Below are 13136 nucleotides of genomic sequence, written 5' to 3'. Positions count from 1 at the left end.
CTCATTGACATTCTCCTCCTGTTAGACACTATTCGATGTTCAGACCGATGCCCGTTCGACCAGATGGAACGGCAGTTTCCGCAGATGCGGCGGTTCGGGCTGCTCGGCCAGGAGGATCTCCATGGCAAGGCGGCCCATGGCGCGGTGCGGCAGGGCCATCGTCGTCAATGGCGGGTCCAGCCGCGAGGCAATCTCGACCTGGTTGTCGAAGCTTGCCACCGCGATATCATCGGGAATGCGAAGGCCGGCGCGGGCAAGCGCCGCATAGACTTCCATCGCCACGCGGTCATTGCCGCACAGGATGGCGTCCGGCCGTTGACCGGATTTCAGAAGCGCCTCCACATGAGAGGCGACAAGGCTCGGCGCGCGGTCGCTGTAGACGCTGCGGCGCACCGCCGGCAACACACCGACGGGGTCGATGCCCCCCTCCTCAAGCGCCGCACGAAACCCCATCTCGCGTAGCGTGCCGGCTAAAATGCCCGGCAGGTTGATGAAGGCGATGCGCCGGCGGCCGGCGACGAGCAGATAACGCACGATCTCCCGCGCGCCGCCCTCTTCGTCCGGCACCAGCGCGGTGACGCGGCCGGCAGCCTCGCGGCAATTGATCATGACGCCGACAGCGCCCGCCAACCTGTCCGGCAGGGCGACATGCTTGTGGTACATGGCGGCATAAGCAACGGCGCGCGGCCGGAACTGCTGCACCTCGTCGAGCACCGAGCCGATAGACTGGCCGCTTCTGTGGTTAACCGCAAAGACCGCCATGCCGGCCCTACGGGCCGCCCCGTCGAGGCCACGTACGATCTCGGTGGCGAAGGGCGAAGTGATGAGGCCGTCGGAGACGACGCCGACCAGCGGCAGCCAGCCCTGACGCACACCACGCGCCGCAAGGTTGGTCACATAGCCAAGGTCTTCCGCAATGGCCTTGATCTTCTGGCGCGTATCGTCCGACATGCGCGCGGAGCCGCCGTGCAATGCGCCCGAAACCGTCTTTACCGAGACGCCCGCACGTTCCGCGATGTCAGAAAGCGATACTGCCACGATCTTCACCATCCTCCTTGGGTGATCGATTACCCAATAGTGGAAGCGGACGCGTTTTGTCAAGCGGCTTTCGGCGTTCCGAACACCTATCTGTCAATAGGCGCACAAAACTGACCCCTCATCGGCGTGCAGCCGGCGCAGCCGTCAAAGAGATGTAGGCTCCAGAGCACCTGTTGCGCTCTTCCAGGCTCTGCCTGCGGTGCTATGGCTCAATTGACCACTATCGCGATATCAATCGGAACAGTCGGCGGAACACCCGAGCGTCCGTTCGCCGCCTCTTTGATTTTGAAGGCGCTTCGCGATCTTTTATGAAAAGGGTTGCGCGCAGGCATCGGCTCCTACAAGGACACAGATGGCGCCTCGGCCGCGCGCAACCCCCTGCTTCGCCTTTACTTGGCCTTACTGACGCTCGCCTCAATCCTCCCCAATTGAGAGCTCACGTAGTCGCCGTGGCGAAGCTTTGCGAATTCGTCGGTGGCTTGTGCCCGTCTGCTCTTGAAAACGTACCATTGACCGTCCGGTTCGCGTTTCTGATAGATCAGGCCGCCCTTCTTGCGGTGGCTGAAGCAGGTGATTGCCGTCGCCGTTCCGGTCTTGGCGTGCCAGTCGGCGTTGAAGCAGAGTTTACCCGTTTCCGTGATGAACCAACGGCCCATGCCGAAAGACGGCGAGCCATTTTCCCGCGACCAGGCGGTAAAGCGGCGCGCCTTTGCGGAGAAGTAGCCGGCACCGGCTTTCCACATCCAGGAATTCTGGTTGTAGAGCTGATAGATTTCCGCACTGCTCATCGGCTTTGCGGTCTCGATCCCCGCGGGCTCATTGGTTTCGGCAGCAGACGCGGCCGTAGCGATACCGCTGGTCAGGGCCACGGCCAGGAGCATTTTTTGAAGCTTGGACATGTTCATGTTCCTTCTTGTTCAATTGATGCTTTCGCGGACGACCCGCCAGTCGGGGCGGCCATAGCCGTCCGGCCACGGATAGACTTCACGGTCGTTGAAGTAGATAACAGCGCTCAGGGCCGGGAACTGGGGATAGCGTTTCGTCACGCTCTCAGCCCAGTTTCGCACGTATGAATCGTCGCCTTCGTAGCCGAGTTCGGCAACCATGATGGGCTTGCCGTAACCAGCGACACGGGCGTATCCGGGCGCAAGATGGGCTGCAAACGTCTGGTCATTGCCAGTCTTGTCCCTGTCGTATTGCTGCAGGCCAAAGACCGAGAGCCCGATGAGATCGACGACATCGTTGCCGGGATAAAAGGCTTGGAGCCCCTCATTGCCCTTCGGTGACCACATGTATTTGGCCGTCTTCAGGTGGACCTTGCAGACCTCCACCATCCGCCGATAAGCCTTGACATAATCGGCGCCCTGCCAATGGGACCAGGAGAACTGGCTGTCGGTTTCGTCCATTTCCTGTCCCCAGCGAATGATGACCGGACTTTTCAGCTTGGCGGCAGACGAGCAGACGGCGGCCATGTTCGCATCGCGCGAACCGTCCAGGATGCTGTGCAGCAGTTCCTGCGAGGTTTGGCGCCAATCGGATGACCAGGTCCAGGGCTCGACCGAGATCAGCAGGGTGCGGCCACGCGCTTGCGCATAATCGTCGGCGAGGGCGAGCGTGCGCAGATCGACGTCTTCCCATGGCAGGAAGAGGTGTTCGATCTTCGAATCGGGCGAGGCGGCTAAATCTCCGTGCGGATCATAGGCGCCGAACGTGATCGACTCCTTCGTGACGACCGGCATCTTGGTCGGCGGCGCGATGGACGATGTCGTCATGGCAAGTGGCTGCCCTTCGGCAAAGCTGCCCAGAGCGCTCGGCAGGACCGCCACTCCCGACAGCAAAAGGCCGGTTAACGACAACAGGGCTATTTTGGATGGGCTAGACATTGTGTACTTCCTCCAGGCTCGGCCGCAAATCCGGGTGAGCGGCATCCGTTCTCAGTTGGATCTCTTCCGGATCGGAAATCCATCGTGGTTTGAAGAAGATCGTGCGCAGGGCGGTCCCGCCCCGGCCTGCACCTGAGGCGGCGTAGCGCTCTTCGAACAGCTGAAGGCGCCCGCTGCCCCAGGCGAGTGCCTCGGCCGCATCCTTTCCGCGCATGATGGTTGCAACCCCCGGCAGTGCGACGAGCGCAAGAAGCACGGTCGCCATCGCCGGACGGTAGAAACGCGGGGCCGCCGCAATCGTATTTTCCTTCGAATGGCGCCCAACGATGACCAGAAGCAGCACGCAGTAGATTGTCGCGTTCAGGACGGTAAAGAAGTAGCCCCCTTTGGAGGCGCCGGCATGGCCGATCGCCAGGGCGGGCAATACCGCCATCAGCGCCAGCACAGCGTAAGGCGCCAGGACACGCGCCGGCAGCAGATCGACTTCGGACCGCCCTTTCGGCGTGACGCGGAAATCGACGAAGGAGCCCCTGAGAAAATCGTGCACCGCAGCCAGCGTACCGGCGAGCGCCCAGGGCCAGCGCGCGAAGAGAAAGAGCATACATTCCCAGCTCAGGATCTTGGCGTCGTAGGGGCGGAACGAACTGCTGGCGCGCCAGCGATAAGCCATCACCACGAGAGCGATAGAAAGCGGTGCGAAATGCGCCAGGAAATCGAGATAGGTCACCGTCACGAAGTTCTGGCCGCGCACGAGCGCGATGATCGGCATCGCAAACATGAGCAACATGAAGAACGCAAAAAGCGGATACCAGAGTTGCGAAAAGAGGAACTGGAACTTGAGCCGGGGCGGCAGCCGGCCGACGAGGCTCGGCGAGTACCGCAACAGCACCATGACCAGGCTGCGCGACCACTGGAATTCCTGCGTCACGAGATCGCTGAAGGTTCTGGGGCCGTCACCATGGGCGATGGCATCCAGTGCATGCACCCCCCGCCAGCCGCCGGCATTCATCATCAATGTCGTCGAATGGTCTTCAGCCAACTCCGGACCGAGGCCGCCGATCTGTTTGAGGGCGACGGTACGTACCGCGTAATGCGACCCTATGCACAGCGGCGCCAGGCCGCCATTGTAACCGGCTTGTAGCGAGCCATGCATGCTGGCCTCGGCATAGAGCCTTCCACGTGCCGACCAGCTTTCCGAAGCGTTCTTGTCGCAAATGCTGGGGGCCGAGACATAGCCGACCGTTGGATCGGCGAACGGACGCATCATGTGGAAGAGATAGTCCGGCGCGGGAACATGATCCGCATCGAGTTGCGCCACGAAATCGTAGCGGCTGTAGCCGTTGTGGTCGTAGAAGAAGGCGAGGTTGCCTTCCTTGCACCGCGTGCGTCGGGGCCACGACGTCCGATGGTAATCGGATCGCCCCTTGCGGGTCGAGACGAAGACCCCGTGAGCGGAGCACCAATCGAGGGTCTCGGGGGAAGGGTCTTCGTCGGCAAGCCAGGTGTCGTGTTCCACCTCCTGGGCAAGCATGGCCAGCAGGGTTTCACTGACGACCGAAAAGGGTTCCCCTGGCGCCTTGGTCACGACCATGGCCACTCGGCTGCCCGCCGGCAGGCGCAAGGGACCGTTCGGTCTTGCCGCCCAATAGAAGACGACGATGAAATAGGCCGGCAGAGCGGTAACCCAGGCCAGAACGAGGCTCACCGTAATTGTTCCGAAAGCATCGACGTGATGGCGCGGCTCCAGCCACCAGATCCAGAAATAGGCGAAGGCGCAGGCCCACACGGCTGCCAAGAACAAATATTCGGCCCGCCGATATCCGGTCAGAACCGGGACAAGAAACGGCTCCTGAGACGGTTCCGGAGCATGCGTCGCTTGGGTGATAGCAAATTCGGTCACGCGCGCACCTCCAGCCCGAAGAACGGTGCTGCCGTCCCCACGATGGTTTCGAGGTCGGAATATCGAGGCTGGAAGCAGAGCGTCTCGCGGGCCAGGTTGGCGTCGGCGTAGAGGCTGGGCGGATCGCCCGGCCGGCGCGGATGGATGACGACCGGGACTTTGCAGCCGGTCGTTTCCTCGATTACGCGCAGCACTTCCCTGATCGAAAAACCCCGCCCGGTGCCGAGGTTGACGGCGAGGTTTTCTCCGCCCTTGGCGAGATGGGTAAAGGCCTGGACATGGGCGCGCGCGAGATCTGCGACGTGAATATAGTCCCTTATGCAGGTCCCGTCAGGGGTGTCGTAATCATCGCCGAATATCTCCAGGTGCGGAATCCGGCCGGCCGCGGCCAGCAGCGCCCGCGGAATGAGATGGGTTTCGGGAACGTGCCATTCGCCAAGCTCGCCGTCCGGATCGGCTCCACAGGCATTGAAGTAACGCAGGGCAACATAACGCAGGCCGAAGGCCGCCGCATAATCGGCGAGCATATTCTCGCCGATCAGCTTGGTCCTGCCGTAGGGATTGATCGGAGCCTTCGGCAAAGTCTCATCGATCGGCAGCACGGCGGAAACGCCGTAGACGGCACAACTCGATGAGAAGATGACGTTCTGAAGCCCCGTCTGCCGGCAGGCATCGATAAGCGACAATGCACCGCAGACATTGTTGTTGTAATATTTCGCCGGGTTTTGCACGGACTCGCCCACGTAGGCCGAGGCAGCAAAGTGGATGACGGCATCGGGAGCATATTTCTCGATGGCCTCGATCAGGCATGGCGAGTCGAGGACGTCACCTTCGACGAAAGGGCCCCAGCGCACGGACGAACGGTTTCCGGTCGTAAGATTGTCGTAGACGACAGGCTCAATCCCCTCCGAGCGGAGGAGCTTGGCAGTGTGGCTGCCGATATAGCCGGCACCGCCCGTAACAAGGACCCGGGGCGCATCCATCAGACCGCCTCCAGTTCGCGTGCCGGACGGGTGAGAAGACCATCGAAATAGTCGATCGTCTGACGCAGGCCGCCTGACATGTCGATCTTCGGCCGCCAGTCGAGTTCCTGCATGGCAAGCGAAATATCTGGGCGACGCTGACGAGGGTCGTCGACCGGCAGAGGGCGATGGATGATTTGCGACCGGGAGCCGGTCAATTTGATCACCTGTTCGGCCAGCTCCCGGATCGTGAATTCGCCCGGATTGCCGAGATTGACGGGCCCCGTCAGCGACGACGGTGAGGCCATCATGCGGACCATGCCGCCGATGAGATCATCGACGAAACAGAACGAGCGGGTCTGCGAACCGTCGCCATATATCGTGATGTCTTGCCCCGTCAGGGCCTGAACGATGAAATTCGAGACGACGCGGCCGTCGTCCGGACGCATCCGCGGGCCGTAGGTGTTGAAGATGCGGATGATCTTGATCTCGACGCCGTGCGTGTTGTGGAAGTCGAAAAACAGGGTCTCGGCGCATCGCTTGCCCTCGTCATAGCAGGAGCGCGGCCCGAACGAATTGACGTTGCCCCAGTAGCTTTCGACTTGCGGGTGGACGTTCGGGTCGCCGTAGACTTCGGAGGTGGATGCCTGGAGGATGCGTGCGCCGGTGCGCGCGGCCAGCTCCAGAAGGTTGAGGGAGCCCAGCACGCAGGTCTTCGTCGTATGGACCGGATCGGCCTGATAATGCGGGGGCGATGCCGGGCAGGCGAGGTTATAGATCTCGTCGACTTCCAGATCGAGTGGCTGGACGATATCGTGGGCGACGACATTGAAGCGCTCGACGCCCTTCAGATGGGCGATATTGCGCCGCATGCCGGTGGAAAAGTTGTCGAGGCAGATCACCTGGTGTCCGGCGGCCAAAAGCGTCTCGCACAGATGTGATCCGAGGAAACCTGCGCCGCCGGTGACAAGGACTCTCTTGGGCGCACGAGACTTTCCGGATGAATAACTTGCATCATGAGACGAAGTCTGCGCAGTTCGCGCACGAATCTTACCAAGGTAGTTCATGACTATCCCCCGTGTTTTTCAGATTTTGCTGTGTTATTTTCGATATTTACTTTGCATTTGCGCGAACCTAAATCGCTCGACCAGGCGAATGCTTTATTATTCTGGTTTTTCTTTTGGAAAGAACCGATGTTTATTTAGATACAGCCAAGGGAGGCAATTGTCGTTATCCCCACATCCTGAAAATTATCGTTCCGTACATTTCTGAGCGGAAAGGAATATGATAGACAACTTATGGAAGTGACTCGTCGGGCACTTCCGCTTTTTCAGACGGATTTCTGCGGGGATTTCAGCCGCAAAAACTATTGCTTTTCTGAATTTCCATGGCTTGGGTCGGATTATGCGCTGGAGGAATTAATGGCTACAGGGTCCGAATCCGACGATGATCCTGTCGGGGAACAGCGGCCGGCGCATATGGAGCGGCGGCGCTGGGCGCGTGAACCGGCCATGGGCAAGGAACGACCACCCCATGCCTCCCCTGCACTCGTGCCGCTGCGATTCTCGACGCAGGACCTGCCACCGACAGAACAATTCCCCGCCTGGCGTGCACATATGGCGCCGCTCGTGGATGTTCATTTGCCGGAGGGAAAATCACCGGAAGACGGGTTCCTCGCGGAGCAGATCGGCTGGCATCTCGGCGATATCCTCGTCGTCCAGCAGCGCGCGCATGCCCACAGATATGTCCGCGATCAGGCCATGCTTCGATCGAGCCCAATCGACCACTGGAACGTCGGCCTGCAGCGCATTGGCCAGGCCTGGACCGAGGTCAACCGTCGTGTCACCGAGACCGGCGCCGGGGAGATATTGTTCATGTCTCTCGGCAGCCCCTATCGCGGACGGATGACAGATACCGAAGCTTTGCTCGTGTTCCTGCCGTATGAGCTGCTGGCGCGCGATGCGAGCCTTCTCCAGGGCGCCGGCAACACGGTTCTTTCGGGCAGCCACGCCGAGTTGCTCACGGGCTATCTCACGGGCCTCGAAACGAACCTTGGCAATCTGACGATAGAGGAAGTGCCCCGTGTCATCCAAACCATCGGCGATATGGTCGTTGCGGCCGCCGCATCGTCCGCAAGGACTGATACCGGTCAAAACCAGACCAATATGGGACTGATGGAGCGGGCGCACCGCTACATTCACGTCAATCTCCATTCGGAAAACTTGACACCGGACATGATGTGCCGCGCGTTGGGGATTTCGCGTACGCGGCTTTACCAGCTGTTTGAGGCGAGCGGAGGCGTGCTCAATTATATTCGCAAGCGGCGATTGCTGCAGGCCTATGCTGATCTCAGCAATTCGGCCGACCACAGGCCGATTTCAGAAATCGCAGAAGCCGCCGGTTTCGAGGTCGCCGCCAATTTTACGCGCGCCTTCATCCACGAATTCGGGCTGAGCCCGCGTGAAATCCGAAGGACTATGGCCACCCAACAGCGGCCAGCTCCGGCCATCAGCTCCACGCGGCGCTACGGAAAAACGATCGGGGATTGGCTGGCCCTGACGGGTTGATCCGGCATGCCGCTTGCTAAGGGCCGTTTCTCAACTGAGCCGGAAACCTCCCCCTCCCCGTCATCTCCCGCAAGCCGAGCTTCCCCACAATCCGCCGCGCCGCCTGGCGGCGTCACCCCGAGCGCTTTTTCGACCACGCCTGCCGAGACTAGCGGTTTTGCCATGACCCGCTCCGGCAGCTTTGACGACGTCGGCCTCCCATCCAGCTTCCGTTCAATCATCAGTCGCGTCGGCGCCAGCCGGTCATGCTCCTCCAGTCCGATTTCGGCAGCCGCATTCAGCCCCTGGGCAATGGCCAGCAGCCGGGTTTCGCGATCGCGATGCCCGCGCTGATCGAAGGGAATGGTTTTGAGATTGACGGCCATATCGCGGGGCGTCGTGGAAGACAAGCTCCTCGAGGTGGACGAGTTCGCCGCCGAGCCACAACCAGGTGCAGGCGTCAATGAAGTGGGATCGTTCGATCCAGCCCACGCCGACCGGCGAACGAGCGATGCGCCCGTCGAGACGCACAAGCGCGATCCCGGCGTGCGCAATCGGCCACAGGAGACTGGCCAGGTGACTTTCGTAGAAACGTAACACATTGACATCATGGTAAACGTGTCCTTAATTGGAAGTGATTTCCGGGATTACTTCCGCGATCGATGACGATCGTGACGGCGGCGTTTCACTTCCGATAACTACCAATTGTCGATGGTGACGCGATCAAAGTCCGCGCAATTCCCTTCGGCTGCTCTTGGCTCGAAGATTTGGCGGCGGCTTTTCAGCGTCAAAGCCTGCAGTCGAGCAAGAGGCTGTGCCTAACCTCCTCCAGATCCTCGGATTTCGGGCTCTTTGCCCATGGCAAGCCCCCAGCGCGTGTTCTCGGCCTCCGATGAGCCGTCCTCCATCTCGATCTCGTTTCCGCGCCCGACGGCTTCCTATTCTGATCATAAAACACACTTGCAAAGGAACGTTTACTGACGCATGCATTTTCTGTACAAACCGCCGCTATAGACGACATGGGAGTTCCATGGCGAGACCCGCAATCCCCGATCCCCGTCCTGCTCCCCAGAGGCTGATTGGATACGCGCGTGTGTCGACAGAAGACCAGATCAACGACGCCCAGGTGGACGAGTTGCGAGCGGCTGGTTGCTATCGCATCCATCAGGAGCACGGATCCGGGGCATCAAGGGTGAGGCCCATCCTGAGGAAGCTTCTCCGCGAACTTGTCGCGGGCGACGTGCTCGTTGTCGTCCGACTGGATCGGCTGGCGCGTTCCGTTAGCCATTTGCTTGCTGTCATCGAAGACCTAGAGAAAAGGGGTGTTCACTTCCGGTCCCTCCGCGATCCAATTGACACCTCGACGCCGCAAGGCATGTTTTCTCTGCAGGTATTGGGTGCCGTAGCCCAGCTCGAGCGTGCGCTCATCGCAGAGCGAACCAAAGCCGGCATGATGGCGGCTAAAGCGCGGGGGCGGCTCGCCGGCAATCCAGGACTTCGCGAGCGGCGACCGGAAGCTGTCCGTGCTGTCTCTGCCGCCCGCAATCGGGCTTATCTGGACGAACTGATCTCATCGGCGCAGACATGGTTGCCGACTGTTCGCAAGCTGCGGCCGCAACATAGTTGGGACAATGTGGTGCTGATCCTTAATCGCAAAGGTCACAGCTGGACGGTCGAACGCTTGCGCCGGGCAGTTCACCGGATGGTACGCGAAAAGCTTGCCGAGCCAGAACTGCTCGCCCGCTCTCCTCGGCGGCCGCCGGAGGACAATCTGATGAAGCTGGTCGCCGCGATCGCGATCGCCGATCCCGACCTATCGCTTCGAGAGATTGCTGCGCAGTTGGACCAGATGCATGAGCGACCGCCGCGTGGTGGCCGGAAATGGCAGGCGTCTTCGGTGAGGGCGCTGTTGGACGAAGCGCGCCGCTTCGGACTCATACGCTTATGAGTGCTGGTCGTAACGCGCGCCTGAACGAGGCGCGCTTGATTGGCGACATATGGTTTGCCACCCTTTGGATATAGCCGATTCCAACCTTTGAAGGTGCTCTCTGGTTCTCCGCGACAGCCTTCGATCCCTTACATGAGCGATAGAATTCAATCCAATCACTCATCGCAAGGGATTATGGTGAGTCATCGAAAGGGCGCCTTAACTCATAAAATGGAGCTGGACGCAGGAAGGCTGGCCGCATTTCATCTGATCATGCGCCACCTGAACCACTCGAAAGCCAATTCCTTCTGTCATCGGGGGAAGTGATCGGCGCAGTCCGTCATGTCAGCGATGAGGAACGCAATCTGCTTCGTATTGAGCTATTAGGCGACGATGCAGCGAAAACCTCCCAGATTGAGGGCGAACTGCTTGATCGGTTGAGCGTGAAATCCTCCTTGCGCCGCCAGTTTGGCCTCGATGTCGACAATCGGCCATCAACGCCGCAAGAGCGCGGCATCGCGGAAATGATGCTCGATGTGTACGACACTTGGTCCGCCCCGCTCAACGACGAAACCCTGTTTCGCTGGCACGGCATGATGATGACAGGCAATCGCCATCTTGGAGCGATCGGCGCATATCGAACGCATGAAGATGCCATGCAGATTGTGCCCGGCCGTCTGGACAATCCGACCGTCCACTATGAAGCCCCACCATCAAGGCGGATCCCCGCGGAAATGGCGGCCTACACCAAGTAGTTCGCCAAAACGGCGCCACCCGGTTAACTCCCCTTGCCCGCTCCTACCCGTGCCGGCATAGGCCATTTGTATTGCGAAAGCATCCATCCCTTTGAAGATGGAAATGGAAGGCTTGGCCGAGCGCTCGCTGAAAAATCGCTTGCCCAAAACATCGGGCAAACCGAGCTTTGATTGCGTTTGTCCACACGATCGAGGATGGCCGGAAAGCCTATTACGATCAGCTCGAACGGCATCGTCGCACGCTCGAGATCACCGAATGGCTGTGTATTTTGCGGGAACCATCCTTGATGCGCAACAGACCACCATGACGCGGGTGGCCTTCTATATCCGCAAGGGGCAATTCAATGACCGGTTCCACGGGCAATTCAACCACCGCCAGGAGAAGGCCATCGCTCGGATGTTCCAGAAAGGGCCCTGGGGGTTTAAAGGTGGACTAAGCGCAGAGAATTACATTTCGATCAGGCGGACCTCGCGAGCGACAGCGACGCGCGATCTTCATGACTTGTTGGAGAGAGATGCGCTCACGCGCACCGGCGAACGCCGGCACGCACGCTACGCACTAAATCTGCTCTGATTACGAATGAGAGACAGATCTCAACCGCCGCGTCCCCTTTGGACAAAGGACCGAAGAGGCTGAACCAGCTACCCGGCACGAGGGCCTCAAAATCACCCAAACCGGGTCAGGTTTCTCGACCGCGCTTTTGCGGCTACTTCCTCGCGATTATGCGGCGGATGTGAAGTCTCGAGCGAATCGAGCAATTCGCGGGCGCATGCCGCGATTGCAACGACTGCATGTTCAAATGCTGCCTCATTGCGTTTGGACGGCTTCGTCGTTCCACTCAGCTTTCGTACGAACTGTAATGCCGCATCACGTATTTCCTGCTCGGTCGCCGGCGGATCGAAATTGAAAAGTGGTTTTATGTTTCTGCACATGGACTGCTCCCGGGTCATCTTTGCTTAACACGTGGCCTAGGGCCGGCCGGACGGTGGCTCATCCGCGCCGGGAGATTTCAAAGCACGATGCGCCTTCTCTCGGTGTGACCACTGCCGTGCTCATCCCATCCTCGCCTCTCCCTCAATCCGACAGTCCTACCCCTCTGCCACTCGGGCTGACAACACCTAGACAACAAAAAAGACGCCATAAGCCGTTCTGTCAGCCACCGCTCCTGGCATCGGGTGCACGCGCCATGGCGTCGAGCAAATGACGCCGATTTTGCCGCCTGCGTCGGATGGTTCCATGTCCCTTTTACCTTGAACGTCAGACCGCTCGGCACTATCCCTAACGTCGAAGCCTCGGAAGCTTTCTCGTAAAAGGTAACAGCTGTTACTTTTTGGCCCCAAGGCTATCAAGATCGCCTCGATCGTCCAACGCGAGCGACAGAAATCTTAACATTGATGCACCCCAAACGCGCTTGTCGAGCGGCCCTGCCCCTTTCCTCTCCGTCCCAAAATTGTTGTCGCTGCTATCGCTCCGTGCATTAAGTGCACAGCATGCCACGCGCCATTAGTGACATCATTTGCCCGCCCGCGTTGGATTCTTCCGCGTCCACATGTTTATAACTTCGGACACCTCGGCATTTACCCGTAACGTCCGAAGTTCCCGGAAGCTGTGTCGCTTTCGGCAATTGAGCCTTCTTGAAGGAGGCGAGGGGTTCGTCCTGTCAGCACGCTCCACCACTCAGGTAACAGCTGTTACCTTTGTGTCCCAGTAGAGACGCCTGGTTCGTCGAACCAGGCGATAATAACATTAACATTGATGCCGCCCAAACTGGCGTGTCGAGCGGACCCTGCCCTGTCCCTATCCGCATCCAAGTCATTGTCGCTCCCATTGCTCCAGGCACTCACTGCACAGGACGCCGCAGCGTAGACGTCACCAGATGACGCCGCATTTTACCCGAATGCGCCTCAACCCTTCCACGTCCCTTACGCCTTGAATGCGAGACCACTCGGCACTTACACGTAGCGGCCGAAGTCCCAGGAGCCGCCTCGAATTTGGTGATTGAGCGTTTTTAAGGAGGAGAAGGGTCATCCCTGTCGCCCCGCTCCACCCGAAAGGTAACAGCTGTTACCTTCGAGCCCATCGGATCAAGGTCGCCTGGTTCGTCGAATCCGATCCCTCGCGAAG

The 13136-nt window shown here is 59.8% G+C and carries 10 protein-coding genes and 2 pseudogenes; 4 read left to right on the top strand and 8 right to left on the bottom strand.

The window, feature by feature from the left end; all coding sequences use genetic code 11:
- Positions 1-39: 39 nt before the first annotated feature.
- From U5G49_RS34145 to U5G49_RS34120, 6 genes are all read right to left on the bottom strand, one after another.
- Entirely contained in the window at positions 40-1050 is a 1011-nt protein-coding gene (locus U5G49_RS34145; protein WP_193445182.1) for a LacI family DNA-binding transcriptional regulator, read from the bottom strand.
- Between the two features lie 377 nt (positions 1051-1427).
- The gene (locus U5G49_RS34140) at positions 1428-1937 is read right to left on the bottom strand and encodes a DUF995 domain-containing protein (RefSeq protein WP_193445147.1); all 510 of its coding nucleotides are present in this window, start codon (positions 1935-1937) and stop codon (positions 1428-1430) included.
- Positions 1938-1955: 18 nt separating this feature from the next.
- Positions 1956-2894, bottom strand: coding sequence for a glycoside hydrolase family 26 protein (locus U5G49_RS34135; protein WP_193445183.1), 939 nt, complete (start codon positions 2892-2894; stop codon positions 1956-1958).
- Positions 2895-2913: 19 nt separating this feature from the next.
- The gene (locus U5G49_RS34130; protein ID WP_193445148.1) at positions 2914-4821 is read right to left on the bottom strand and encodes a glycosyltransferase family 2 protein; all 1908 of its coding nucleotides are present in this window, start codon (positions 4819-4821) and stop codon (positions 2914-2916) included.
- Positions 4818-5804, bottom strand: a complete 987-nt coding sequence (galE, locus tag U5G49_RS34125; RefSeq protein WP_193445149.1) for a UDP-glucose 4-epimerase GalE — start codon at positions 5802-5804, stop codon at positions 4818-4820. The genes U5G49_RS34130 and galE overlap by 4 nt, the downstream gene beginning before the upstream one ends.
- On the bottom strand, positions 5804-6850 hold the full coding sequence (locus U5G49_RS34120; RefSeq protein WP_193445150.1) for a UDP-glucuronic acid decarboxylase family protein: 1047 nt from the start codon (positions 6848-6850) through the stop codon (positions 5804-5806). The genes galE and U5G49_RS34120 overlap by 1 nt, the downstream gene beginning before the upstream one ends.
- A gap of 354 nt (positions 6851-7204) precedes the next feature.
- Here U5G49_RS34120 and U5G49_RS34115 point away from each other — a divergent pair, with 354 nt between their 5' ends.
- Positions 7205-8350 (top strand): AraC family transcriptional regulator, encoded by a 1146-nt coding sequence (locus U5G49_RS34115; RefSeq protein WP_193445184.1) that lies wholly within the window; start codon positions 7205-7207, stop codon positions 8348-8350.
- Between the two features lie 16 nt (positions 8351-8366).
- Here the strand turns inward: U5G49_RS34115 and U5G49_RS37235 are convergent.
- Positions 8367-8709 (bottom strand): annotated as a pseudogene (locus tag U5G49_RS37235) (helix-turn-helix domain-containing protein); the annotation flags it as partial.
- On the opposite strand from U5G49_RS37235, the gene U5G49_RS37230 reads away from it, so the two are divergent.
- The 3 genes and pseudogenes from U5G49_RS37230 (at position 8705) to U5G49_RS34100 (ending at position 11585) form a co-directional block, all read left to right on the top strand.
- The gene (locus U5G49_RS37230; RefSeq protein ID WP_193445151.1) at positions 8705-8926 is read left to right on the top strand and encodes a hypothetical protein; all 222 of its coding nucleotides are present in this window, start codon (positions 8705-8707) and stop codon (positions 8924-8926) included. The pseudogene U5G49_RS37235 and the gene U5G49_RS37230 sit on opposite strands and share 5 nt — an antisense overlap.
- 433 nt (positions 8927-9359) lie before the next feature.
- A complete protein-coding gene (locus U5G49_RS34105) occupies positions 9360-10277 on the top strand; it encodes a recombinase family protein (protein ID WP_193445152.1) in 918 nt (305 codons plus the stop codon).
- Positions 10278-10482: 205 nt separating this feature from the next.
- Positions 10483-11585: pseudogene (locus U5G49_RS34100) on the top strand (Fic family protein).
- A gap of 92 nt (positions 11586-11677) precedes the next feature.
- Here the strand turns inward: U5G49_RS34100 and U5G49_RS34095 are convergent.
- Positions 11678-11944 (bottom strand): DUF2277 domain-containing protein, encoded by a 267-nt coding sequence (locus tag U5G49_RS34095; RefSeq protein WP_193445153.1) that lies wholly within the window; start codon positions 11942-11944, stop codon positions 11678-11680.
- Between the last annotated feature and the right edge of the window lie 1192 nt (positions 11945-13136).

This window comes from Rhizobium indigoferae (assembly GCF_034554815.1).
GTDB classification, from domain to species: domain Bacteria; phylum Pseudomonadota; class Alphaproteobacteria; order Rhizobiales; family Rhizobiaceae; genus Rhizobium; species Rhizobium leguminosarum.
This window is presented reverse-complemented; position numbering and strand designations above follow the sequence as displayed.